Origin of the sequence: Paenarthrobacter sp. Y-19, assembly GCF_029223985.1 — a bacterium.
Classification (GTDB): domain Bacteria; phylum Actinomycetota; class Actinomycetes; order Actinomycetales; family Micrococcaceae; genus Arthrobacter; species Arthrobacter nicotinovorans.
Genome location: NZ_CP119414.1, coordinates 3,008,535 through 3,033,330 on the forward strand (window position 1 = coordinate 3,008,535; position 24,796 = coordinate 3,033,330).

Annotated in this window: 17 protein-coding genes; 4 read left to right on the top strand and 13 right to left on the bottom strand. The window is 63.9% G+C overall.

Translation table 11 applies throughout. The features are described 5' to 3' along the window. Positions 1–40 precede the first annotated feature (40 nt). The 6 genes from PYR64_RS14115 to PYR64_RS14140 form a co-directional block, all read right to left on the bottom strand. Positions 41–1,588: an amino acid permease gene (locus PYR64_RS14115; RefSeq protein WP_064721541.1), complete on the bottom strand. Its 1,548-nt coding sequence runs from the start codon at positions 1,586–1,588 to the stop codon at positions 41–43. Between the two features lie 166 nt (positions 1,589–1,754). Next, positions 1,755–2,171: a DUF779 domain-containing protein gene (locus PYR64_RS14120; protein ID WP_026267023.1), complete on the bottom strand. Its 417-nt coding sequence runs from the start codon at positions 2,169–2,171 to the stop codon at positions 1,755–1,757. An 11-nt stretch (positions 2,172–2,182) separates the two neighbouring features. Next, the gene (gene adhP, locus PYR64_RS14125; RefSeq protein WP_179128300.1) at positions 2,183–3,205 is read right to left on the bottom strand and encodes an alcohol dehydrogenase AdhP; all 1,023 of its coding nucleotides are present in this window, start codon (positions 3,203–3,205) and stop codon (positions 2,183–2,185) included. A gap of 95 nt (positions 3,206–3,300) precedes the next feature. Then, positions 3,301–4,824 (bottom strand): aldehyde dehydrogenase family protein, encoded by a 1,524-nt coding sequence (locus PYR64_RS14130; protein WP_018776796.1) that lies wholly within the window; start codon positions 4,822–4,824, stop codon positions 3,301–3,303. Positions 4,825–4,920: 96 nt separating this feature from the next. Continuing rightward, positions 4,921–6,264 (bottom strand): helix-turn-helix domain-containing protein, encoded by a 1,344-nt coding sequence (locus PYR64_RS14135; RefSeq protein WP_275775805.1) that lies wholly within the window; start codon positions 6,262–6,264, stop codon positions 4,921–4,923. Positions 6,265–6,409: 145 nt separating this feature from the next. Then, on the bottom strand, positions 6,410–7,849 hold the full coding sequence (locus PYR64_RS14140; protein WP_275775807.1) for an FAD-dependent oxidoreductase: 1,440 nt from the start codon (positions 7,847–7,849) through the stop codon (positions 6,410–6,412). Positions 7,850–7,967: 118 nt separating this feature from the next. On the opposite strand from PYR64_RS14140, the gene rarD reads away from it, so the two are divergent. Further along, entirely contained in the window at positions 7,968–9,038 is a 1,071-nt protein-coding gene (rarD, locus tag PYR64_RS14145; protein ID WP_275775809.1) for an EamA family transporter RarD, read from the top strand. On the opposite strand, the gene PYR64_RS14150 is transcribed toward rarD, so the two are convergent. The 5 genes from PYR64_RS14150 to PYR64_RS14170 all read right to left on the bottom strand — a co-directional run bounded on the left by PYR64_RS14150 (position 9,039) and on the right by PYR64_RS14170 (position 16,080). Then, the gene (locus PYR64_RS14150; protein ID WP_275779969.1) at positions 9,039–10,400 is read right to left on the bottom strand and encodes an alpha-L-fucosidase; all 1,362 of its coding nucleotides are present in this window, start codon (positions 10,398–10,400) and stop codon (positions 9,039–9,041) included. It lies immediately after the preceding gene. Between the two features lie 183 nt (positions 10,401–10,583). After that, a complete protein-coding gene (locus tag PYR64_RS14155) occupies positions 10,584–12,347 on the bottom strand; it encodes a DUF2264 domain-containing protein (protein ID WP_275775811.1) in 1,764 nt (587 codons plus the stop codon). A 95-nt stretch (positions 12,348–12,442) separates the two neighbouring features. Continuing rightward, on the bottom strand, positions 12,443–14,092 hold the full coding sequence (locus tag PYR64_RS14160; protein ID WP_275775813.1) for an extracellular solute-binding protein: 1,650 nt from the start codon (positions 14,090–14,092) through the stop codon (positions 12,443–12,445). A 31-nt stretch (positions 14,093–14,123) separates the two neighbouring features. Beyond that, entirely contained in the window at positions 14,124–15,053 is a 930-nt protein-coding gene (locus tag PYR64_RS14165; protein ID WP_018776803.1) for a carbohydrate ABC transporter permease, read from the bottom strand. Beyond that, positions 15,037–16,080, bottom strand: coding sequence for an ABC transporter permease subunit (locus PYR64_RS14170; RefSeq protein ID WP_018776804.1), 1,044 nt, complete (start codon positions 16,078–16,080; stop codon positions 15,037–15,039). Before PYR64_RS14170 ends, PYR64_RS14165 begins: the two co-directional genes overlap by 17 nt. Before the next feature lie 256 nt (positions 16,081–16,336). On the opposite strand from PYR64_RS14170, the gene PYR64_RS14175 reads away from it, so the two are divergent. The 3 genes from PYR64_RS14175 to PYR64_RS14185 all read left to right on the top strand — a co-directional run bounded on the left by PYR64_RS14175 (position 16,337) and on the right by PYR64_RS14185 (position 21,008). Further along, positions 16,337–17,362, top strand: a complete 1,026-nt coding sequence (locus tag PYR64_RS14175) for a hydroxyacid dehydrogenase (protein WP_275775816.1) — start codon at positions 16,337–16,339, stop codon at positions 17,360–17,362. Beyond that, entirely contained in the window at positions 17,362–18,456 is a 1,095-nt protein-coding gene (locus tag PYR64_RS14180) for a LacI family DNA-binding transcriptional regulator (RefSeq protein WP_275775818.1), read from the top strand. The genes PYR64_RS14175 and PYR64_RS14180 overlap by 1 nt, the downstream gene beginning before the upstream one ends. 131 nt (positions 18,457–18,587) lie before the next feature. After that, positions 18,588–21,008 (top strand): polysaccharide lyase 8 family protein, encoded by a 2,421-nt coding sequence (locus tag PYR64_RS14185; RefSeq protein WP_275775820.1) that lies wholly within the window; start codon positions 18,588–18,590, stop codon positions 21,006–21,008. Positions 21,009–21,799: 791 nt separating this feature from the next. Here PYR64_RS14185 and gabT read toward each other — a convergent pair. Together gabT and PYR64_RS14195 are read right to left on the bottom strand one after the other, a co-directional pair. Then, entirely contained in the window at positions 21,800–23,155 is a 1,356-nt protein-coding gene (gabT, locus tag PYR64_RS14190) for a 4-aminobutyrate--2-oxoglutarate transaminase (RefSeq protein ID WP_039242533.1), read from the bottom strand. 72 nt (positions 23,156–23,227) lie between these two features. Further along, positions 23,228–24,658, bottom strand: a complete 1,431-nt coding sequence (locus PYR64_RS14195; protein WP_275775823.1) for a gamma-aminobutyraldehyde dehydrogenase — start codon at positions 24,656–24,658, stop codon at positions 23,228–23,230. Positions 24,659–24,796: the final 138 nt, after the last annotated feature.

The following is a 24,796-nucleotide window of genomic DNA, read 5'->3' on the forward strand; positions in this document are numbered from 1 at the left end:
CTATGACAAAAGCAGCTGCCTGACAAGCAGCAGCGATGGGTCAGACCTTGGTGAAGGTGTCTTCGTCCTCGTCGCCGGTGGTCTTGCCGCCGCCTGCGACAGCGGCTTTGGCGGCTGCGAACTTATCGTTGAGCCGCGAGTGACGCTGGCCGTAGGAGAAGTAGATCACCATGCCGATCACCAGCCAGATCGCGAAGAAGATCCAGGTTTCCACGGCCAGGTTGGTCATGAGGTAGACGCACAGTACGGCGGAGACCCAGGGCAGGACCTTGCCGAACGGAACGCGGAACGCCGGCTTGAGGTCGGGGCGCTTCTTGCGGAGCACAAGGATGCCCAGGGAGACCATCACGAACGCGGACAGCGTTCCGATGTTGATCATTTCCTCCAGGAGGTCCACCTTGGTCACACCTGCCACGATCGCCACGGCGGCACCGCAGATGATCTGCAGGCGGGCCGGGGTGGAGCGCTTCTCGCTGGTCTTGGAAAGGGAGCGGGGCAGCAGACCGTCTCTGCTCATGGCAAGCACCACGCGGGACAAGCCCATGAGGAGCACCATGATGACGGTGGTGAGGCCTACCAGGGAACCGAAAGCGATGACCTTGGCGGCGTCAGTGTTGCCCACAGCTTCGAAAGCCGTGGTCAGGGTGGGGTTCTTGACTTCGGCCAGCTGCGTGTAGGAAACCATTCCCGTGAGGGCGAGGGAGACCAGGATGTAGAGCAATGTCACCAGCGCCAGGCCGCCGAAGATGCCCCGGGGCAGGGTCTTCTGCGGGTTCTTGACCTCCTCGGCGGAGGTGGCCACCACGTCGAAGCCGATGAAGGCGAAGAAGACCAAGGCAGCGCCTGCGAAGATGCCAAGCGTTCCGTACTGGGCCGGAGCAGCACCGGTCAGGAAGCCAAAGAAGGACTGCTTCATGACATCGGCCGCGCCCGTTCCGGCAGTCGGTTCGGAGGCCGGAACAAAGGGTGTGTAGTTGGAGAACTTCACGTAGCTGAAGCCCACTACGATCACGAACAGCACTACAGCGATCTTGATCATCGTGAAGACGTTGCCAACGCGGGCGGACAACTTTGTCCCCAGCACCAGCAGCACGGTGAAGATCGCGACGATGAGGAAGGCGCCCCAGTAAAGGTCAACGCCAAACACACTGATCGAGGGCGGCATCTCCACGCCCATCAAGCCAAACACCGTACTGAGGTAGATGCCCCAGTACTTGGCGATCACTGCCGCGGCGGTGAAAAGTTCGAGGATGAGGTTCCAGCCGATGATCCAGGCAAGGACTTCGCCCATGGTGGCGTACGTGAAGACGTAGGCGGAACCGGCAACGGGAATTGCGGTCGCGAACTCCGCGTAGCACATGATGGCCAACGCGCAGGTGACTGCTGCGATGGCAAAGGAAATAGTGACGGCGGGGCCGGCAAAGTTGGCGGCAGCCTTCGCGCCCACCGAGAAGATACCGGCGCCGACAGCGACGGCGACGCCCATGATCATGAGGTCCCACGTGCTCAGGCTGCGCTTGAGCTTGCGACCAGGCTCGTCGGAATCGGCGATCGACTGCTCAATCGACTTGGTCCTGAAAATGTTCATAAAAATGCCACATTCTGGATGGGGGTGGTATAGGACTCATCAAGAATAGTGTCCGACCAATGGACGGCCATATTTATCCCAGATAGTGAGACGCCTACCGAATTCGCGTGACAGGTGTGACTGGTGTGATGAGGGCCCGTAACCCTCATCACACCAGCCACCCACCCTAAATGCTTGGCACGTCCCAGTCCATGAGCGTTGATCGGATCAGGAATCGCTTCCCCTCGGGAGACTCAACGGAGAACCCACTGCCTCGGCCCGGAACCACATCCACGGTGAGGTGGGTGTGGGACCAGTAATTGAATTGCTCCTTGGACATCCAGAACTCCAGTGGTTTGGCATTTCCATCGGGCCCGAGGTCGAACCGCCCAAGGAGAACGTCGGAGTCACCTGTCAAGAACTCCCCCGCCGGGTAGCACATGGGAGCTGAGCCGTCGCAGCAGCCGCCCGATTGGTGGAACATCAAAGGGCCGTGCTGCTCCCAGAGTTTGAGGAGCAGCTCCACGGATGCTCCGGTGAGCGCCACCCGGGAGAAGTCCTCCCCGGGCAGCGTCACCGAAGCTTCCAGGATGTCCTGGGACATGTTGGCGTTCATCAGAACTTCAGAACCACTCGGCCGTCGATCTTGGCGTGCTTCATCTCGTCGAAGACTGCGTTGACTTCCGAGAGCTCCCGGGTGGACACCGTTGGCTTGATCTTCCCCTGGGCATAGAACTCCAGCGCTTCCTCGAGGTCCTGCCTGGTGCCCACGATCGATCCCCTGACCGTGAGGCCCTTGAGGACAATCTCGAAGATCGGCGCCGGGAAATCTCCGGGCGGAAGGCCGTTGAAGACGATCGTTCCACCGCGCCGGGCCATGCCAATGGCTTGTCCGAACGCCGAAGGGTGCACGGCTGTGACCAGCACGCCATGGCAGCCGCCCGTTTCACGCTGGATGACCTCCGCCGGGTCCTCATGCAGTGCATTGACCGTCAACTCGGCACCATGCTCCTTGGCGAGCGCCAGTTTGTCGTCGGCAATGTCCACCGCTGCCACCCGCAGACCCATTGCCACTGCGTACTGGACGGCGATGTGCCCCAGGCCGCCAATGCCGGAGATGGTGACCCACTGCCCCGGCCTGGCCTCGGTCATCTTCAAGCCCTTGTACACCGTGACGCCGGCGCAGAGCACGGGTGCAACCTCCACCGGATCCGAGCCTGCCGGGATGCGGGCAGCGAAGCGGGTGTCCACCAGCATGTATTCACCGAACGAGCCATCCACACTGTAGCCGCCGTTCTGTTGCGACTCGCACAGGGTTTCCCACCCCGTCCGGCAGTACTGGCAGTCTCCGCAGGCCGACCACAGCCAGGCATTGCCCACGAGGTCGCCGACCGCCACGTCCGTGACCCCTTCGCCGAGGGCTACCACTTCGCCGACACCCTCGTGCCCGGGAATAAACGGTGGTGTCGGCTTGACGGGCCAGTCGCCTTCGGCGGCGTGCAGGTCGGTATGACATACCCCCGACGTAATGAGGCGGACCAGCGCCTGGCCGGGACCCGGCGTCGGGCGTTCGACCTCCATGACCTTCAGGTCGGTTCCGAATTCAGTGACTACTGCTGCTTGCATAGTGGTGGTCATTGACGATCTCCTTTGATCTGTACGAATGATGGGAGTTTTTGTACAGCTGATGCCCCTAAGTCCGCTCCATAAGGGCATCCGCTGTACAAAAACTCTTAGAAGAAGCCGAGCTTGTTCTCGTTGTAGCTGACCAGGAGGTTCTTGGTCTGCTGGTAGTGGTCCAGCATCATGGCGTGGTTTTCACGGCCAATACCTGAGGACTTGTAGCCACCGAAAGCGGCACCTGCCGGGTAGGCGTGGTAGTTGTTGACCCACACACGGCCGGCCTGGATTTCCCGGCCCGCGCGGTAGGCGACATTTCCGTTGCGCGACCAGACGCCGGCACCAAGACCATAGAGGGTGTCGTTGGCGATGCCGATGGCGTCGTTGTAGTCGCTGAACTTGGTCACGGACACCACCGGGCCGAAGATTTCCTCCTGGAAGATCCGCATCCGGTTGTGGCCTTCGAAGATGGTGGGCTGGACGTAGTAGCCGCCGGCCAGGTCGCCTGACAGCTCTGCCCGGGCCCCGCCGGTGAGGACCTTGGCGCCCTCCTGCTTTCCGATGTCGATGTAGGAGAGGATCTTCTCCAACTGGTCGTTGGAGGCCTGGGCGCCGATCTGGGTGTCGGTGTCCAAAGGGTTGCCCTGGATGATCTTGTTGGTCCGGGCCACGACGTCGGTCATGAAGGAGTCGTAGATACCTTCCTGAACGAGTGCGCGGGACGGGCAGGTGCAGACTTCGCCCTGGTTGAAGGCGAAGAGCGTGAACCCTTCCTGCGCTTTGTCGTAGAAAGCATCGTTCTGGGCGGCGACGTCGTCGAAGAAGATGTTCGGGCTCTTGCCGCCAAGTTCCAGCGTGACCGGAATGAGGTTGTTGGACGCATACTGGCTGATCAGCCGGCCGGTGGTGGTCTCGCCGGTGAAGGCGATCTTGCGGATGCGGGGGCTGGACGCCAGCGGTTTGCCTGCTTCCACACCGAATCCATTGACCACGTTTACTACGCCGGCCGGAAGCAGGTCACCGATGAGCTCCATCAAAACCAGGATCGACGTCGGCGTCTGCTCAGCCGGCTTCAGGACCACGGCGTTGCCGGCTGCGAGCGCCGGGGCCAGCTTCCACACGGCCATGAGGATGGGGAAGTTCCACGGGATGATCTGGCCGACAACGCCCAACGGCTCCTTGAAGTGGTACGCCGTGGTGTCCTCGTCGAGCTGGGAGAGGTGGCCTTCCTGGGCGCGGACGGCGGAGGCGAAGTAGCGGAAGTGGTCCGCGGCCAGCGGGATGTCCGCGTTCAAGGTCTCGCGGACGGGCTTGCCGTTGTCCCAGGTCTCGGCAACAGCCAGGAGCTCCACGTTCTCGTCAATGCGGTCGGCGATCTTGTTCAGGATGGCTGCGCGTTCGGTGGCGGAGGTTTTCCCCCAGGACGGTGCAACCTTGTGCGCTGCGTCCAGCGCCAGTTCGATGTCCTCCGACGTCCCCCGGGCAACTTCGCAGAAGGCCTTGCCCGTCACGGGGGTGATGTTCTCAAAGTAGGCGCCCTTGACCGGGGCAACCCATTCGCCGCCGATCCAGTTCTCGTAGCGGTCCTTGAAGGTGACCTTCGAACCCTCGGCACCCGGCTGTGCATAAACAGTCATTGCTAGCTCCTTTGCTGCGAATCACGGTGGCTGTCGCCATTGATCCGAGCCTAGGAGCCAGGGGGTTGCAGCTACGTTGCAACAGTGTGAGTCAGCTCACGCTTTCAACTCGACGTCGATCCGCTCAAGATCGGCGACCACGGCCGCCCGCTTCGGTGAGCGCGGCGGCAGCAGCTTCAGCACGGCGAGGCGGAGGTCGACGTCGTACTTCGCCTCGGGCAGTTCCGCATACTTGAGGAGCGAATCGACGCTGCCGTCGCTAAGCAGCGCTTCCCGCAGCAGGTGGGACACCCGCTCCCGCAACTGCACGACGCCGGGTGCCTCCGAACGCGGCAAAAGCGCACCTTTGTAGATTTCCAGGGCAATGCGGTGGGCGCCGCGCTGCAGGCAATTGAGGACCTGCCCGGAGTCCGGAAGCAACTCGACCGGCAGCCTGTAGGGGCGGGATTCGGGAACCGCGTCCGGGCTGATCTCCTGGATGACTTTCCGGAGCCGCACCATCTCCGCCCGGAGCGTCACGGAAGAACCGTCGCCCGGGTACAGCAAGGCGCAGAGGTCATCGGCGCTCAGCCCATCCGGATGGTTGCCCAGGATGGCCAGGATCTCGCTGTGCCGTGCGGACAAGGAGACCGTCCGGCCGGCGATGCTGAGCAGGGCATGGTCACGCCCCAGCAACTGCAGGCTGTTGCGGTACAAAGCGGGGCTTGAAGCGGCGGCTGCGCTCCGGCGTCGTGGTTTGTCGCGAACGGCGGCTGCGAGCTGCAGCCGTTCAATCCGCAGCTGCGCCTGGGCTGCTGCGACCGTCGCCTCCACCAGGGACAGGGTGTGCGGCGCCACGGCCGTTTCTGTCCCGGTAATGTCCACAACGCCCAGCACTGCACCGGAATCGGGATCGTGGAAGGGAACCGCGGTACAGCTCCAGGGATGGACGGAGCGCTTGAAATGTTCGGCTCCGGAGATCTGGATGCTCCGGTCGAGGGCTAGTGCCGTGCCGGGTGCGCTGGTGCCAACGGAGGCTTCGGACCAGTCGGCGCCGGCCACGAACATCATGCCTTCGGCCCGCCGCTGCATCACCGGATCGCCGTCCACCCACAAGAGCCGCCCGACGTCGTCCCCCACGGCCACGAGAAGTCCGCTGTCATGGCTGGGCTGGACCAGCAGTTTCCTGATCACGGGCATGATGGTGGCCAAAGGGTGCTGCCGGCGGTACTCCTCCAGCTCATCGCGGTCCATCGCCAAGGGGGCTTCGGCGACGTCGGGGTTGGCCTGGAGACTCGCCGAACGCTGCCAGGATTCCCGGACCAGCCGGCGCAGCCCGACGATATCTTCCGGCACGCCAATGCGCAGGGATTCGAGGCGTTCATGGCCGGCCAGGGCACGCTTCTGCAGCAGCTCCGCGGCATCGCTGCCTGGAACCGGCGGGTGGACTGGATTCCTCATCGAACTCCCTGACATTCTGTGCGTTGGGCCGCGCGCGGTGGGCAGCACAGTACGAGAGAGTCTAATTCGCCAGATGGAGTTTTTGTACAGCTGATGACCCTAAAGCGTCCGAATAGGGGCATTAGGTGTCCAAAAACTCCAAGGGTCAGCCGCGGGAGATCCGGATCATTTCCTCACGCGGCACAACCTTGATGCGCTCACGAACCACACCGTCCGGATTCTCGTCGGATGCTGACCAGGCAGCACCAAGTGCGGCCTCGTGGGCGTCAAGCCGGTTCCAGCCCTCCCAGGTGGTGTACTCCACCCCGCGCTCTTCCAGGAGGTCGATGATGGCTTGCGGGTCCGGGTTTTCGGCCGGCGGCAGGTTGAGCCGGTCTTCCAGGAGGAAGCCGATGGTTTCCAGGGCGTCACCCTTGGTGTGGCCGATCAACCCCACGGGTCCGCGCTTGATCCAGCCGGTGGCGTAGATTCCCGGCACGGGCTTGCCGTCGGCGCCCAGGACGCGGCCGCCGTCGTTCGGGATGACGCCGCGGCGGGCGTCGTACTCAAGTTCATCCAGCGGCGAGCCGTGGTAGCCGATGGCGCGGTACACGGCCTGGACGGGGTACTCCACGAATTCCCCGGTGCCCTTGACGTTTCCTGTGCCGTCCAGTTCCATCCGTTCGAACTTGATGCCGGCCACCCTGCCGGGCGTCTCCGGCGAGTCAAGGATCTCCACGGGGCTGTGCAGGAAGTGCAGGTGCAGGCGGCGGGAGGAGGGCTGCTCGGATTCGGCGTGCTCCTCCACCAGCCAGTTGGTCATGGTGTTAACCATGATCTTGATCTGGTTGTTGCTGCGGATCGCCTCATCCGAGGCTTCGTCGAACTCGAAGTCCTCCGGGTACAGCACGATGTCCACGTCCTTGCAGTGCGAGAGCTCGCGCAACTCCAGCGGCGTGAACTTCACCTGGGCGGGGCCGCGGCGCCCGAACACATGGACATCGGTGACGGGCGAATTCTTGAGGCCTGCGAACACGTTGTCCGCGATCTCGGTGACCAACAGTTCTTCAGGGTGCTTGACCAACATCCGTGCTACATCCAGCGCAACGTTGCCGTTGCCGATCACGGCAATTTCCTTGGCATCCAGCGACCATTCCCGGGGCACGTCCGGGTGGCCGTCGTACCAGGAGACGAAGTCGGCGCCGCCGAAGGACCCTTCCAGGTCGATGCCGGGAATGTTCAGGTCCGCGTCCTTGATGGCGCCGGTGGAGAAGATCACGGCGTCGTAGAAGGAGCGGAAATCGTGCAGGGTGAGGTCGCGGCCGTACGTGACGTTGCCCAGGAAGCGGATGTCGCCACGGTCCAGCACTTTGTGGAGGGCGTTGACGATTCCTTTGATGCGGGGATGGTCCGGCGCCACACCGTAGCGGATCAGTCCGTAGGGCGCGGGATACGCCTCGAAGAGGTCGATGCTCACTTCAACATGCCCGTCCTTGACCTCGTTGGACTTGGTCAGGATATCCGCGGCGTAAACCCCTGCGGGGCCTGCACCGACAATGGCAACGCGAAGGGGACGATTGGGGATGGTTGCGGCTGAGTTGGACACCGTGAGCCCTTCCGAAGCAGTGAGCCACGCCGCTGTTGGGGGCGCGCAGACTTCAATTCTAGGTGTCGACCCTACACCCGGCCGCTTATATGGCAGGAGTCACAGAGATTCATAAAAATTGCGGAATATTGCAGCAGTACCCGGTGTTGGCGACAATGTGTCGACTCCGGAACAGATCATCTCAGGCTCCCCTTCAAACCAGCCCCCGACGGCGGCGGCCAAGGGCGGTGGAGCAGGAACCGGCGGTTCCGCCAAGCCTGTGAGGAGCGAGTCGACGGCGGGAATCCTGTTCGGCATCGGCGCTTACGGCCTGTGGGGCCTGCTTCCCCTCTACTTCTTTATCCTCATGCCTGCCGGGGCGATCGAAATCGTGGCCAACCGGATTGTCTGGTCCCTCATCTTCTGCGCCCTCCTGATCACCATCACGCGGGCCTGGCGGGTTTTCGGTGCAGCGTTGAAGGACCGCACCGTCTTCGGGCCGCTCGCGCTCGCCGCCGGCCTGATCGCCATCAACTGGCTCACCTACACGTTCGGCGTCACTACCGGACATGCTGTTGAGACCTCCCTGGGCTACTTCATCAACCCGCTGGTCTCGGTCCTCCTGGGTGTTTTCGTCCTCAAGGAGAAGCTGCGCCCCTTGCAGTGGACGGCAGTGGGCATTGGATTCGTCGCGGTGGGAGTCCTGACTTTCTCGTACGGGCAACTCCCCTGGATCGCCCTGATTCTGGCGTTCAGCTTTGGCTTGTACGGTTTCGTGAAGAAGCGCGTTGGTCCCAAGGTGGATGCCTTGACGAGCCTGAGCGTTGAGACCGTGGTGCTGGCTCCCTTTGCTGCCATCACCATGGTGGTCCTGGGTGTCACGGGGGCTGAAACCCTCACGACGATGGGCGCCGGACATTTCTGGTTGCTGGTGGCTTCAGGCGTGATCACCGCTGTTCCGCTGCTCTTCTTCGGTGCCTCTGCCCGTCGCCTCCCGATGACCACTATCGGCCTCCTCCAATACTTCGCGCCGATCCTCCAGTTTGTTGTGGCGCTGCTGGTGTTCCACGAAACAATGACGACGGCCCGCTGGATCGGCTTCTGCGTTGTCTGGCTTGCTTTGGTCCTCCTGACCATCGACATGCTGCGGACCACCAGGAAGAATTCCGTGCTGAGGAAGAAGGCCCGGCTGGCAGCGGCCGGAGCTTAGCTAGTCGAGCACGTCCGGATTGGGCTCCTTTTCGGAAGCAGGCCCGGCAAGGAGTCCAGTTTCCAGGACAAGAACGGCCGGACCAGCCTCTGAGCCAGCCCGCAGTTCCACCTCGAATACGGAATCTGCCAGCCTGTTGTACGGGTGCGCACCGGTCCCGGGTGTCCGGAGCCCCGTGAGCTCCAGGCCCGCAGGGAGCTGCAGGCGCACCCGCCCCGACGCCGGCAGGCGCGTGACCACAGCAAACACTTGTCCGCTGGAGGTGTCCCGGGTGAAGTACCCCCACCCCGGATAGTCCCAGCCCTCGGCGTAGCCACACCCGTAGATTGCTTCACCGTTGACCGCGAGCCACTCCCCCACCCTGCGGGCGATCTCCACCTCGGCAGGGGCCAAGGAGCCGTCGCCGCGGGGGCCGAAGTTCAGCAGGAAGTTGCCGCCCAAGGACGTGCAGTGGGCGATCATGTCCACCACATCCCAGGGATGCTTGAGCGTCGACTGCGCCCACGGGCCTTGGTGGTATCCCCAGCTCGCCTGCGGAATGGTCATGCAGGCTTCCCAGTCACGGGTGGCAACGCTGGTGTCCCAGGGCTCGGGAAGCCGGCGCTCGTAGCCGCTTTCGTAGTCGCCCATGAGGTGGCCGTTGGTATCCACGTGCCTGGCTCCGAAATCGTCGGCCCGCAAACGGCTGTTGACCACCACGCCGGGAAGACGTTCTTTCAACATCCGTTCGACCTCCCAGGTCCACCACCCGTTGGCCTTCACGGATTCGTCCCACGTGCCGTCGAACCAGAAGCCCTTCACGCTCGGATAGCGTTCGGCCAGTTCTTCCAACTGTTTCATCGCGAAGTCGAGGTAGCGGGCGAAAGCCAGGTTGTCGGCGTCGTTCTCCAGCGTGAAGCGCCAGTCCGGGTGCCGCCAATCCAGCACCGAGTAGTAGAAGTTGACGTCAATCCCCCGGGCTTCATAGGCGGCCACCAGCTCACCCAGGACATCGCGGCCGGAGGGCGTGTTCCCCATGTGGAAGTCCGTGTGCGCGCTCGGCCAGAGGCAGAAACCATCATGGTGTTTGGTGGTGATGGTCATGTAGCGGGCACCCATCGCCACTGCCGTGTCCGCCCACCGGTCGGCGTCGAAATCCGCCAAGGTGAAATCGTTCGCGAGCGCCTCCCAGCGTTGTTGCGGAATCTTCGCCACGCGGGGCAGGAACTCAGCGGCGAATTCCACATCCTTGCCTTCCCACCGACCGGCGGGCAAGGCATAGAGCCCCCAGTGAATGAACTGCCCCACGCGATGGCCGCGGAACCGCTGCATCGCACCATCCTCGCGGGGATTTTCCCGCGACGCGCCGTACTTGAGGTCCATCACTTACCCACCTGCCCATCCCAAGGGACAAACGTCCGCAGATCGAAAGTTTGCGAAGCACCGCCGGCCCACGACACGGACACTTCCGTACCGGAAACCACGACGGCGGCAGCCGCCTGGAGCGCTTCCGGCGAAGGAGCCGGTCCCCGGGTCAGCGTGTGGAGGGCAACGTGGACCGTTTCCTCACTGTTGCGCTCCGCGCCAAGGCTTGACTGCTGAGTGCTTGCCCATGGCGTTGGCATCCATATACCGCGTGGTCCGCGGCTCGTCCCAGCCGTGCACCGCCGTCACAGCGACGTAGACATCACCGTTGCCGGCCCACGCGGTGTTGTCCATCGTTCCAACGTCCACCGGCGTGGCGCCGGCTACAGCATGGCCACCCTCCCGGACGGAATACTCCATCGGGCCACGGACCAAATGGCAGCGAAGCTCGTGGATGCCGTGCACCACCGAAACTGTATTGACGGCCGTGCCGGGCAGGGTCTTTCCGTGCAGCTGAGGGATGTGGACGGATCCGCTGACGAGGCCGTCCGTGCGGGTGGCGCGCAGGGCACAGCGCCGGCTCGCCACGCCGTCGGACCCCAACAACGCAAGGTGACCATCCACGTTGTCCTCCCACGCTGGACCCGTACCTGGCGCTGTATGGGTGGAATAGGAGAACTTGGCGTAGTGCGGATCATCGGGGTCCGTGCCGCCGCCCACGGGCAGGCCGCAATGGTCGCTGCCGTGGTTGGTGAGACGGACCAAGCCGCCATCGCTGATCACAGTCCAACCAGCATCAGGCAACGCCCGAACAGCGGCCGGGCCATCTGTGGGCTGCGGCTCTTCCACGTCCTGCCACACCCTGTGCTCCGGCGGCAGCGCCAACCCCAGGAAGCCGATGCCTGCCAGATACGGTGAACCGAACCCGCTGTACGCCTGGCAGGAGCCCAGATGTTCGTCATACCAGCCCAGGTTCGGCGGCCCATCAACGCCAACGCCCTTCGCCGTGAAGTTCGCCAGGACCCCGGACGCCAGGCGACGCGTGGCACCCGACGTCAACGGGTTCACGCCAGAGATCTCGGCACACCACAAGGCGGCCAGAACGGCCGTGCGGTACGCCAAGGATCGCCCGACGTGCAGCACTGCCCCATCACTGGCGAACATCAGGCTCTGCGTACCCACGAATTCGCGCAGACGCTCCAGATGACGGCGCCCCTCGGGGGTATCCTCACGGCCGGTCATCTTGTACCAGGCCCACAAATAAGGGTGGATGGCCCACGCGTTGTAGTAGTCGATGGCGTGCTCCGGCCCGTCGGTGTACCACCCATCGCCCAGATACCAGGACTCCACCCGGGCCACATTCCGCGCACCCGTGCAGCCCGACACGTCCTCCCCCACCGAACGCAGGAAACCCTCCGCCATTGCCGGAAAGAGCTGCCAGTTGTTACCCCACACCTCAAGCCGGGCATGGTGCCGCAACCAGCCGGCAACCTGCTTCTTTTCATCGGCATCCAACGGTTCCCACAGCCACTCCCTGGCGATGTGGAGCGAGAAAGCGATGTTCGCCGCTTCCACGATCGAGTTGGTCACCCCCAGCAAGGGTGACTTGCACGTGACACCCAACGGCCAACGTTCTGCCCCCTCAGGATCGGTACCGGCCAGCAGCGCCTCCCGGTACCAAGCCGCCAAGTCCAAGCGGTCCCGGCCACGGGCACCGGCGATCCGCGGCGCGGCCATCAGCATGCTCCGTCCGATGGTCTCCATGCCTTCCCGGCGCTCGCCGTCACGCGTCACCGGGCCCGGAAGGCGTGGGCTGGCCTTGAGCGGGCTGGAGTAGGCACGGATGTGTCCGAGCCAATGGTCGGCTGTGGCTTCCCAATGGCCGCGGGTCCAGCCCGTGAGCGGGGACAGGACGGGATCAGGATGGGGAAGCCAGGGCTGGGTTACTGGCGGGAGCTGTGTCACAGGGTTCCTTGGGTTGTGCAGGCCGGGTTGTGCAGACCGGGTTGTGCAGGCCGGGTTGTGCTGGCCGGTCCGGCGGACCGTGGTGGGCGGATCGGCTACTTGGCCAGCGCCGATTCGTATTCGCCGCGGATGGTGTCGCCACCATTCTTCTTCCAGTCCGCCACGGCAGTCTTGAGTGCGTCCATGGTGCCACGTCCGGCAATGACTGCTGTTGCGGCGTCGGAGACGGGCTGGCCCAGCTTGGCGCCCTTGCTGGCATTGGTGGGGCTAAACAGCGTGCCACAGGGATCTTCGACACCCAACGGGATGAGCTTCGAGTAAGCATTATGCATGACGTCCACAATGTCCTTGTCGCTGGGGTCGTACACCACTTGCTGCGGTGCGGCCAGGTACTTCCACGGCACGGCGTTGTCCAGCAGGGCGCGATCGGTCACTACGGGATTACCGCTGGCGTCTAAGGTGTAGTCGGCCCCTTCTGCGCCGTAGTTGAGCAGCAGGTACTCCTCGCTGCCGAACGGAGCCGCCAGGAAGTTGGCCACGGCCAGGACTTCCTTGAGCTTGGTTTCGTCGGCTTTCTTCAGCATCACGGTGCCGAACGTGATGTTGTCCAGCCAGGTCTGCGCCTTGCCGCCGTCGTGGCCCACCGGAATGAACGGCACGGCTTTGTTGGCCTTGTTCGCCGCGGGAATGCTGCGGCCGTAACCGGTGGGTCCGATGTAGGCCGGGAGTCCGTCGTAGATCATGGCCACTTTGCCGGAGATGAAGGAGTTCACCATCTGCGACTTCGTCCAGCCCTCGGAGCCGGGAACGTACAAACCGTCCTTGTACAGCTTGGCTGCGAACTCGATCGCGGCCATGTATTCGTCCGTCTCGAACGCCCTGGTGAGTTTGCCGCCGTCGTTCTTCCAGACGTTCGGTGTGCGGAACATGTGGTGCAGCATTGTGAGCCCAAACTTGGTGCTGCCCAACGCCCACTGGTTCTTGGAGGGGTTGGTGAGTTCCTTGGCCACCCTGTAGAAGTCGTCCTTGTCCTTGATGTCCTCGGTGGACTTGATGCCGACGTTCTCCAACAGCGTCTGGTTCACGAAGCCGGACCCACCGGTGAGGTTGCGCGGAATAGGCAGCGAATACAGCTTGCCTGCCTGGACGGTCTGCTTCCAGAACACCTCCGGGATGGCGGCCAGGTTGGGATAGTCCTTGATCTTGTCGCCACCCAGCAACGGTGTCAGGTCCGCACATTTGGCCTGCAGGAACTCCACGATGTTGGGCACGGCGGCGCCGTCGTTGAGCATGAGGTCCGGAAGCTCGCCGCCCGCGATGATGGTGTTGAACTTGGTGGCGTAGTCGTCCGAGGAGACCGAGGTGATGTCCACCTGCCCGCCCAGACGGGCTTCGATGGCCTGCCACGCAGGGTTGTCCGCCCGCGCGTTCGGGGCCGTGCCGAACAAGTTGGTGATAGCTGTGATTTTGCCTCCCTTCAGCGGTGCTGTCTGCACGCTGCGGAACGGCGCGGGGTACTTGTAGAACGCCGACGGCACACCCTGCGCAGTACCGGGGATGTCGGCAGCGGCTGCCTGGAGGGGCATGTGCGTGGGCAACAATGCTTCGCTGGCGTTCGAGGCGACACTGGTGGTGCGCTGCCCGCAGCCGGCCAGGACCCCGCCGCTGAAGAGAGCCAGCGCACCGATGCCTGCTACGGAGAGGAAGTTCCGGCGGCTGGGGCCGGCAGAGGGTACTGCGTTCATGGGTCTTCCCTTTCAAGAATGGAGAGTTGGACTAGCCTTTGATGGCGCCGGTGAGGACGCCCTTGGTGAAGTACCGCTGGAGGAACGGGAACACGATCACTATCGGGATCAGGGAAATCACGACGACGGCCATCTGGATCGCTTGCGACGGCACCGCGATCTCGGCCACTGCGGAGTCGCCCATGGGCTGGCCGAGCAACACGTATTGCCGCAGGATCATGGATAGCGGCCACTTGTCGTCGTTCAGGTAGAGCATGGCGTTGAAGAACGCGTTCCAGTAGCCCACCGCGTAGAAAAGCCCGACGACGGCCAGCACGCCTCGCGAGAGCGGCAGCACCATCTGGACCAGGATGCGGAAGTCTCCCGCGCCGTCGATCTTCGCGGCCTCGAACAGTTCCTGCGGGAGGTTCATGAAGAAGGACCGGACCACCACGAGGTTGAAGGCACTCATCAAGGTGGGCAGGACCAGCGCCGCGTAGCTGTCCAGCAGTCCGAGTTCCTTGACCATGAGGAAGCTGGGGATGATGCCGGGGCTGAAAAGCATGGTGAACAGGGCGGTCATGAGGAAGAAGCGCCCGCCGACCAGGTCCCGGCGCGTGAGGCCGTAGGCCATGGCCACCGTAACCACCAGGGAGAGGGCCGTGCCCACGGTGGTGATCAGCAGTGAACGGATCAACGCATCAGTCACCACTCCCCCGGCAAAGATGGTCTGGTAGGCAGCGAACGTGGGCTCTTTGGGGAAGAGGACCAAGCCGTTGTTGTTGGCGATCTCGCTTTGGCTGGAGAGGCTCGTAGCCAAGACGGCCAGCAGCGGGTACAGGGCCAGGAAGCAGATGATGACCAATGCGATGGTCTTGGCAACTTGGACGGCGGGCTTGGGTTTCTCCATCCAGATCGGGCGTGTGTCCTTGGGCTTCAGCCGGCCCAGGCCGGCCACCAGGGTGCTACTTGGATTTGCCATTGGAATAGACACCTTCCTGTCCAAAGAGATGGGCGAGTTTGTTGGCACCGAGCACCAGGATCAGGCCCACAATGCCCTTCACCAGGCCCACGGCTGCCGCCGGACCCCACTGCCCGTCCTGGATGCCGTGGAAGTACACATAGGTATCCAGGACTTCTCCGGCACCGGGACCCACGTTGTCGCGCTGGAGAACGATCTGTTCGAAACCGACGGACAGGATGCTGCCCAGGTTGAGGATGAGGAGCAGGATGATCACCGGCATGATTCCGGGGAGGGTGATGTGCCACAGCCGGTGCCGTGCGTTCGCTCCATCCACTGCGGCGGCCTCGTACAGTTCCTGGTCCACGTTCATGAGGGCTGCCAGGAAGATGATGGTGCCCCATCCGGCGTCCTTCCAGATGGATTGGATGGTGACCAGGAACGGGAAGAACTCGGGAGTGGTCATGGCGTCGAAGCGCGGAAGGCCCAGGCTCTCCAGCAGGTGCGGGACAGCGCCGGTGGCACCGAGGACTTCGGAGAAGACTGCCACGATGATCACCCAGCCAATGAAGTGCGGCAGGTAGACCACGCTCTGGACGAACTTCCTGATCCTGTCGGACACGATGCTGTTCAACAGCAAGGCCAGGCAGATGGGAACCGGGAAGAACAGGGCCAGCTGGAGGCCCGTGATCACCAGGGTGTTGCGCAGGGCTTCCCAGAAGGCACCGTCCTGGAACATGGCCGCGAAGTTGTCCAGGCCCACCCAGACACTGTCCACGAATCCGAGGTAAGGCTTGTAGTCCAGGAAAGCGATGATGTTGCCGGCCAGCGGGACATAGTGGAACACCACGAAGTACAGGAAGCCCGGCGCGATCAGCAGCAACATCACTTTGTCGCGGCGGATCCGGGCCATGAGGCTCTTCTTGCGGCCGCGGCCTGCGGCAGGTCCCCCCGGTGGGCGACCCCGACGGCGGCCTTCCGCCACCGGCGCCGGCCCGCCGACGTCGGGCGTCGCCTGGGGCGTGAGTGTCTGGCTGTTGCTGCTCATGTATTTCCTCTGTCTGCGCCGAAGCCGGCGGATGTGGAGTGGCCCGGCGCCCGGAAGCGCTCGACGGCTAGAAATAGTAAGCGTTTACTATGGGGAACAAGCTACCCAGAAGAATTGTGTGATGTCAATAACACAGAAGAATCCATATATTGATTGGAATCTGGGATTGACAGCCATTCTTCGACGCACCTACGCTGACATGCAAATAGCAAGCGCTTTCTATGCTTTCATCACCACGACCGGACGGAAACCTGCAGTGACCACCAACCTCCAGCACGCCGGCACCATCAAGGCTGCGTTCGTGATGGGCCGCAGTAATCTGCCCACCCTGTTCAGCACCGAGGACCTTGCCCGGCTTCGTGGAATCGTCACACTGCTGGATCCCGAGCCCGTCTCCGATTTCACCCTCCCGGGCACCCTTGAGCGCCTCGGAGACGCCGAACTGCTCATCACCGGGTGGGGCGCTCCTCTCATTGATGCCTTCGTGCTGGACCACTTGCCCCGGTTGCGCTGCATCGTCCACGCGGCAGGCACCGTGAAAACCTTTCTGTCCCCTGAGGTGTACACCCGGGGAATCCAGGTGTCGTCGTCGGCCGCGGCCAATGCCGTGCCGGTGGCCGAGTTCACGTTCGCCGCTATCGTCATGGGCCTGAAGAGGGCCCGGAGGTTCAGTGAGCAACTGCGCATGACAGGCGCCTCCCGCAACGCCGCAGGGTTTCCCACCATCGGAACCAACGGCGTCACGATCGGCTTGGTGGGCGCCTCCCGCGTCGGGCGCCAAGTGATCGGACTGCTCAAGAACCTCGACGCGCGGGTACTGGTCTACGACCCCTACCTCACCGCCGTCGAGGCCGCCGAACTGGGTGTTGAAACTGTTGGCCTGGACCAGCTCTGCGCCCTCTCCGATGTGGTGAGCATCCACGCTCCAGACATCGCTGAAACGCGCGGCATCATCGGTGCGCAGCAACTTGCCCTCATGAAGGACGGGACACTGGTCATCAACACCGCACGCGGCGCGCTGATCGATGCAGCAGCCCTGACGGCGGAACTCGCGTCGGGCCGGCTGGACGCGTATCTGGATGTCACGGATCCGGAACCGCTTCCTGCCGACTCGGTCCTGCACACCCTGCCCAATGTGGTGCTGACGCCTCATATCGCGGGGGCAATGGGCAACGAGATCCACCGTCTGGGCAGCCACGCCGTCACGGAAGTCCGGCGATTGAGCGAGGGCTTGCCCTTGGCTTATCCGGTATTGGCGGCGGATCTTGCGAGAATCGCCTAGTGACTGACAAAAGCTCCCCCACAGATCCGATCCATGCCCGCGGCGGCAGCGGCGCCACCATTGCCGACGTCGCACAGGCGGCAGGCGTGTCCGTGGCCACCGTTTCCAGGGCCCTGAGTGGCAACTACCCGGTGGCCAAAGCCACGCGTGAGCGGATCTTCCGCTCCGTGTCGGACCTCGGCTACGTGGCCAACGCGCATGCCCGTGCCCTGGCCGGTGCCACTACCCGCACGGTCGGAATCATCATCAACGACGTCGCCGACCCTTTCTTCGCTTACATTGCCCGGGGCGTGGAGCGGCAGGCGAGCGCCGAGGGCCGCCTGTGCCTGATCACCGCCACCCATGGCGACAAGGAACGGGAGCTCGCGCTGGTGGACCTCATGCGCGAGCAGCGGACTGATGCGGTGATCGTGGTGGGCGGAGCGTCGGACGACCCCCGTTACCGGAAGCAGATGGCCGACCGTGCCCGGGCGCTTGCTGCGGCAGGGTCCGCGTTGGTCCTCTGTGGCAGGCCGTCCCTGGGCCCTGGTGTTCCCACCAAGATGGTCACCTACGACAACGAAGGAGGCGCCTTCGCCATTACCGACTACCTGATCTCGCAGGGACACCGGAGGATCCTTTACGTCGGTGGCCCCCGTGATTTTTCGACGACGGCGTCCCGGCTGGCCGGTTTCTACCGCGCCCTGGATGCCCGCGGTATTGAACGCGATCCTGCCCTGGTCCACGAAGGGGCCTTTGGCCGCGGCTTCGGCTACAGCCGGATGCGCGAATTGCTGGAGCAGGACCTCGGGTTCACCGCCGTCTTTGGTGCCAACGACCTCGTCGCCGCCGGAATCCTGGAGGCTCTCGAAGAACGCGGAATCAGGGTCCCGGAGGACATTTCGGTTGTTGGCTACGACGACGTTCCCGTGGCCAGCGAGCTGCGTCCCCGCCTGACAACTGTGCGGGTGCCGCTCGAGGAACTGGGACGCGAAGCCGTGCGGCTGGCGCTGGCCCAGTCTCCGCACGACGCCGGCGCCTCCTCCGACAACACCCTCACCGTAGGCACTCACATAGTCATCCGGGACTCGGTGTCACCTCCCAAACACTCGTGAACTCTCCGTTCACTGCTGTTGAGGGGCCCGGGAACCGGACATCAAGCTGCGGAGAGCTTCACCGCAGCCGCATTCCAATCACCCCCGAAACAGTTTTGAACGGAGCAGTTTTGAACTTCACTGGACCCACCATGAGCCGCCGAAATCTCTTCCGCACCACGGGGGCTGCCGCCCTCGCCGGGGCACTGCTGTCCCAGACAACGCCGTCCATGGCAGCCGGCGACGCCGGCTTGCAGGAACTCATAGATCGTCGACGCCTGGTCCTTACCGGGAGCCGGAGCGCCGCGGATGTCCCCGAACTCGCAGGGCAGCTCGAAGGGATGGGCAGCACCGCCGGTACGTGGTGGACCTCCATGGACAAGGCGCCGGTCCGGACCTCTCTGTGGAGCGACATCCCCTTGACGGGCATAGGACAGTCCACCGCGGCCACCAGCAACATGGGCCTGCACTTCAACCGCCTCTACGACATGGCGTTGGGCTACGCGGTCCCCGGCAATCCCTACGCCGGGAACCCGGAACTGGCCGCTGACATTGTTGCCGGACTGAAGCTCCTCAATGACACCGCGTACAAGCCCGGGATGCGCGCTGCCGGAAACTGGTGGTTCTGGGAAATCGGTGTTCCCCGCAAGTCAGTGGATATCCTGACACTGCTTCATACCGAGGTCCCCGAAGCCCTGCGGACGTCCCTGCTGGCAGCTGTCCGCTGGTTCGCACCGAACCCGAATTGGCGCGGCCGTGCTACATCTTTCGCCGAGACAGGCGCCAACCGCGTGGACAAGGCGCTGGCCTGCTGCATGCGCGGCATCCTGGACAACAATCCGGATGAAATCGCGTTGGGACGTGATGCCCTGAGCGACACCGTCCGCGGTGGAGTCAACAGCGTCTTCACCTACGTGACCAGCGGCGACGGCTTCTATACCGACGGCTCCTTCGTGCAACACACGTACCTGCCTTATGCCGGGACCTACGGCGTGGTGGCGTTAGCCGGTATCGCAGAGATCATTGCCATGCTTGGCGGGAGCTTGTGGGCCGTCAGCGACCCGAAAAGAACCGTACTCCTTGAGGCAGTGGAACAGACCTATGCCCCGTTCGTGTGGGACGGCCGGATCATGGACACCGTCCGCGGCCGTGCCGTGTCGCGGCAACGGGAACCCGACTACGTCAGCGGCTTCGGCCTGATCTCCGCGGTGCTGCTGTTGGCGCCGGGCTGCGAGGAGCCGTACCGTTCCCGGTTCCTGGCCTTGGCCAAGGGCTGGCTGGAACGCTGCGCAGACCAGAAACTCGTAGGGCACCCAACGCAGAGCCTGGCAAAGTCCCTGTTGTCCCTGGACGTCCTCTCCAATACCGCCGTGGTCTCCGCGCCGGCACCGGTGTACAGCCGCATGTTCGCCGATCAGGACCGACTGGTCCACCACCGCCCCCAGTGGGGTTGCACGGTGAACCTGTCCTCCAAGCGCATCGGCAGGTACGAGTGGGGCAACAGCGAGAACAACCTTGGCTGGTACCAGGGCGACGGCATGACGTTCGTTTACACCCGCCAGGACCCCTCGCAGTTCAGCTCCGATTTCTGGCCGACGGTGGATCCCTACGCCCTTCCCGGCACCACGGTCAATGACCAAGCACGGGCCAGCGGCGCGGGAGGCGCCGGGACCGGAATTCCGCGCGCTTTCCAGGCTTTTGCCGGTGGGCTCACCGTGGATGCCCGGTGGGGTGTCATCGGCATGGACCATCTCAACCACAACAAGACCTTGTCCGGCAGGAAGTCCTGGTTCTTCCTTGATGACGCGGTGGTCTGCCTGGGGGCGGGCATCACCGGCACGGGTGGGGCTGCCGTCCAGACCACGGTGGAGAACAGGGCGTTCGCGACAGGAACCGTGCCTGCATTGCGGACCGATTCCCGGAACCGTCGCATGGCGCCCGGCGATGCAGCGGTACAGCTCAAGAGGTCCGTGCACATCGAGGGGCACGGCGGCTACGTGTTCCTCGATGCGCCGGGAGTGTCCGGGGTGCCTGAAGTGGCCGTGGTCCGCCGAACGGGGAGCTGGTTCGACGTGAACTCCGGAGCAGACACCGGCGGGTCAACCGATCCTGTTACCCGGGACTATGTGACCGTCACGCACCGCCACGGTGTGGATCCATCCGGGTCGGGCTATGCCTACATGGTGTTGCCCGCGGCAAGCCATTCCACTACGTTCTCCCAGTCGGCCAACCCCGATGTCAACGTCCTGGCCAATTCGTCGGAGGTCCAGATGGTTGAGCTGGTCAAGGACCAACTCGTCCTGGCCAACTTCTTCGCAGCAGGCACTGCAGGCGGCTATGCCGTCTCCGGCTCCTGCACCCTGGCAGCCCACCAGGCCGGGAACCAGCTCACACTGTCCGTGGCCGACCCATCCCGGACCCAAGCCAGCGTCCGGATCACGCTGCCTGGTTCTCAGTGGCGCACCGTTGTACAGGCCGACGACGGCGTGGCCCTGGTCAGTGTCAGGCCTGTGGTCATCGAGGTCCAGCTGGACGGACATGGCCACCAGAAGAACCTGACGCTGGGCGCCTAGGGCGTTTCGGCGTCGAGATCGCGGGAGCCATGCAGGACCGCTGTCTAGCTACAGCGATCTCGACGAGGAACGGCGATCTCGGCGCACTCCGGCGATCTCGGCACGGTACGACGATCGCGGCGTGGGCCTGGTCAGTGTCGGGCCCGTGGTCATCGAGGTCCAGCTGGACGAACACGGCCACCAGAAGAACCTGACGCTGGGCACCTAGGGCGTTCCGGCGTCGAGATCGCGGGACCCATGCAGGATCGCTGGATAGCTACAGCGATCTCGACGAGGAACGGCGAACTCGGCGCGCTCCGGCGAACTCGGGCCACTGCGGCGACGGCGTGGCCCTGGTCAGCGCCGAGCCCGTGGTCATCGAGGTCCAGCTGGACGGACATGGCCACCAGCAGAACCTGACGCTGGGCGCCTAGGGCGTTCCGGCGTCGAAATCGCGGGAGCCATGCAGGATCGCTGGATAGGAACGGCGATCTCGGCGCGGAACGGCGATCTCGGCCCACTCCAGCGATCCCGGCCTGGGCCTGGTCAGTGCCGGGCCCATGGTCGTCGAGGTCCAGCTGGACGGACATGGCCACCAGAAGAACCTGAGGCTTGGCGCCTAGGGCGTTCCGGCGTCGAGATCGCCGGAGCCATGCAGGATCGCTGGATAGCAACGGCGATCTCGGCACGCTCCGGCGATCTCGGCCCGTTCCGGCGATCTCGGCACACTCCAGCGAACCCAGCGAACCCGGCGCACACACAGAAGGAGGGCCGGGAAACCCCGGCCCTCCTTCTGTGTACAGCGGTGAAAGTTACGCGTTGGCCTTGATGGCTGCGGCGAGGACCTCGAGGCCGTCGAGGAGCAGTTGGTCGCTGATGACCAGCGGCGGGAGCAGACGGATCACGTTGCCGTAGGTGCCACAGGTGAGGATGATGACACCTTCCTTGAGGCAAGCAGCGGCAACGGCCTTGGTGAGCTCGGCGTTGGGTTCCTTGGATCCGGGCTGGACGAGCTCGATGGCCAGCATGGCGCCACGGCCACGGATGTCGCCGACCACGGAAACTTCTTCAGCCAGTTCGCGCAGCTTGCCCAGGGCGAGCTCTTCGATGTGGCGGGCGCGGCCGTTGAGGTCGTGCTGTTCCATGGTGTCGATCGCGGCGAGTGCTGCTGCGCAGGCAACCGGGTTGCCACCGTAGGTGCCGCCGAGGCCGCCCGGGTGGACGGCGTCGAGCAGGTCGGCGCGGCCGGTGATCGCGGACAGCGGGAGGCCGCCGGCGATGCCCTTGGCCATGGTGATGATGTCCGGGACAACACCTTCGTGGTCAACGGCGAACCATTCGCCCGTGCGGCAGAAGCCGGACTGGACTTCGTCGGCGATGAAGACGATGCCCTTTTCCTTGGCCCATGCGGACAGTGCCGGCAGGAAGCCTTCGGCCGGAACGATGAAGCCGCCCTCGCCCTGGATGGGCTCAATGATGATCGCGGCAACCTGGTCGCCACCGATCTGCTTCTCGATCATGGTGATGGCTCGCTTGGCTGCCTCGGCACCCGTGATCTCCGGGTTCTCTTCACGGAACGGGTAGCTCATGGGCATGCGGTAGACCTCGGGCGCGAACGGGCCGAAATTGGTCTTGTACGGCATGGCCTTGGCGGTCAGTGCCATGGTCAGGTTGGTGCGGCCGTGGTAGGCGTGGTCGAAAGCAACCACGGCGTCGCGGCCGGTGGCCAGGCGTGCAACCTTGACGGCGTTCTCCACGGCTTCAGCGCCGGAGTTGAACAGCACGGTGCGCTTGGCGTGGTCGCCCGGGGTGAGGCGGTTGAGCTGCTCGGCAACTGCAACGTAGCCCTCGTAGGGGGTAACCATGAAGCAGGTGTGCGTGAAGTGCGCTGCAGCTTCCTGGACAGCGGCGACGACGGCGGGATCGGACGCGCCGACGCTGGTCACGGCGATGCCGGAGCCGAGGTCGATGAAGGAGTTGCCGTCGACGTCGCGGATGATGCCGCCGTCGGCGTCTTCAACGTAGACGGGGACGCCCGAGGCGACGCCGGCAGCAACGACGGCGGAGCGACGCTCGGCCAGTGCCTGCGACTTGGGTCCGGGGAAAGCGCCGTTGATGTTGCGCTTCTGCTCGATGCGGTACGACAGTTCGTTCGCGGTGGTGGTCATGGGGTGGTTGCCTTTCTGGGAAATTCGTACGGGTTACGCGGACGCGTTACGCAACTGCGTTATGCAATTGCGTTATGCATCCAATGCACTCATCACGTGCTTGATCCGCGTGTAGTCCTCGACGCCGTACATGGAGAGGTCCTTGCCGTAGCCGGACTGCTTGAAACCGCCGTGCGGCATCTCTGCCGTCAGGAGGATGTGGGTGTTGATCCAGACCGCACCGAAGTCCAGGTCGCGGCTCATGCGCATGGCCGTCCCGTGGTCGGTGGTCCAGACGCTGGACGCCAGGGCGTATTCGACGTCGTTGGCCAGCTCGAGTGCTTCTTCTTCCGTGCTGAACTTCTGCACGGTGATGACCGGACCGAAGGTTTCCTTCTGCACGATGTCGTCGCTCTGCTTGGCGCCGGTGATGATGGTGGGCTCGAAGAAGAAGCCCTTCTCGCCTGCGCGGTGGCCACCGGTTTCGATCTTGCAGTTCGCCGGGAGGTGCTCCACGACGGAGGTCACGGCGTTGAAGTGGTTCACGTTGTTGAGCGGGCCGAAGTAGTTGTCTTCGTCGTTCTGCGAACCCGTGTGCAGGGTCTTGGTGTGCTCCACCATGGCTGCCACGACGTCATCGTGGACGGAGTCCTCAATGAGCACGCGGGTGATGGCCGTGCAGTCCTGGCCGGCGTTGAAGAAAGCGAACTCGGCGATGGCCGCTGCGCTCTTCTTGATGTCGGCATCCTTGAAGACGATGGCCGGAGCCTTGCCGCCAAGTTCCAGGTGCGCACGCTTGAGGCCCTTGGCTGCGCCGCTGGCAACTGCGATGCCTGCGCGGACGGAGCCCGTGATGGACACCAGTCCGGGAACCTTGTGGTCAACCATCATGGCGCCGGTTTCGCCGGTGCCCAGGACAACGTTGAGGACGCCGGCCGGGAAGATCTCGCCGGCAAGGCGTGCCAGTACCAGGGTGGACTCCGGGGTGGTGTCCGAGGGCTTCAGGACCACGGTGTTGCCCGCGGCCAAGGCGGGGCCGATCTTCCAGATGGCCATGAGGAACGGGTAGTTCCACGGCGCAACCTGGGCTACGACGCCGATCGGTTCGCGGCGCACGTAGGAGGTGTGGCCCTCGAAGTACTCGCCTGCGGACTTGCCTTCCATGATGCGGGCGGCACCGGCGAAGAAGCGGAGCTGGTCGGCGCCGGCCGCAACTTCCTCGGATGCGATCAGGGAGCGGACCTGGCCGGTGTTGCGGTGCTGGGCTTCCACCAGTTCGTCGCTGTTGGCTTCCACGGCATCGGCGAGCTTGAGCAGCATGAGCTGGCGCTGGCCGGGGGTTGCCTTCTTCCAGGTCTTGAAGGCCTCGTTGGCGGCGTTCATGGCTGCGTCCACGTCGGCTTGCACCGAAATGGGCGACTTGGCAACGATTTCCCCGGTGGCAGGGTTAACGATGTCCAGGAGACCCGTACCTGCCGGCGTGACGAATTCGCCATTGATGAAGTTCTGCAAGGTTTGAACCACGGCGTGCAACCCTCTTTCGGTGTCTGGGCATGGATTTAGCTGATCAGAGCCTATGCCAGGGAGGGGGTGCAAGGAATAGTCAGCTGCACACACAAGCACACCCCGCTTAGTGCGCTTGCCCAGCGCCGGGTTACGCTT

Bases quoted from the DNA above. Each gene is read 5' to 3' on its own strand.
- PYR64_RS14115 (WP_064721541.1), bottom strand. From the start codon at position 1,588: ATGAACATTTTCAGGACCAAGTCGATTGAGCAGTCGATCGCCGATTCC.
- PYR64_RS14120 (WP_026267023.1), bottom strand. From the start codon at position 2,171: ATGTCCCAGGACATCCTGGAAGCTTCGGTGACGCTGCCCGGGGAGGAC.
- adhP (WP_179128300.1), bottom strand. From the start codon at position 3,205: ATGACCACCACTATGCAAGCAGCAGTAGTCACTGAATTCGGAACCGAC.
- PYR64_RS14130 (WP_018776796.1), bottom strand. From the start codon at position 4,824: ATGACTGTTTATGCACAGCCGGGTGCCGAGGGTTCGAAGGTCACCTTC.
- PYR64_RS14135 (WP_275775805.1), bottom strand. From the start codon at position 6,264: ATGAGGAATCCAGTCCACCCGCCGGTTCCAGGCAGCGATGCCGCGGAG.
- PYR64_RS14150 (WP_275779969.1), bottom strand. From the start codon at position 10,400: ATGGACCTCAAGTACGGCGCGTCGCGGGAAAATCCCCGCGAGGATGGT.
- PYR64_RS14160 (WP_275775813.1), bottom strand. From the start codon at position 14,092: ATGAACGCAGTACCCTCTGCCGGCCCCAGCCGCCGGAACTTCCTCTCC.
- PYR64_RS14165 (WP_018776803.1), bottom strand. From the start codon at position 15,053: ATGGCAAATCCAAGTAGCACCCTGGTGGCCGGCCTGGGCCGGCTGAAG.
- PYR64_RS14170 (WP_018776804.1), bottom strand. From the start codon at position 16,080: ATGAGCAGCAACAGCCAGACACTCACGCCCCAGGCGACGCCCGACGTC.
- PYR64_RS14185 (WP_275775820.1), top strand. From the start codon at position 18,588: ATGAGCCGCCGAAATCTCTTCCGCACCACGGGGGCTGCCGCCCTCGCC.
- gabT (WP_039242533.1), bottom strand. From the start codon at position 23,155: ATGACCACCACCGCGAACGAACTGTCGTACCGCATCGAGCAGAAGCGC.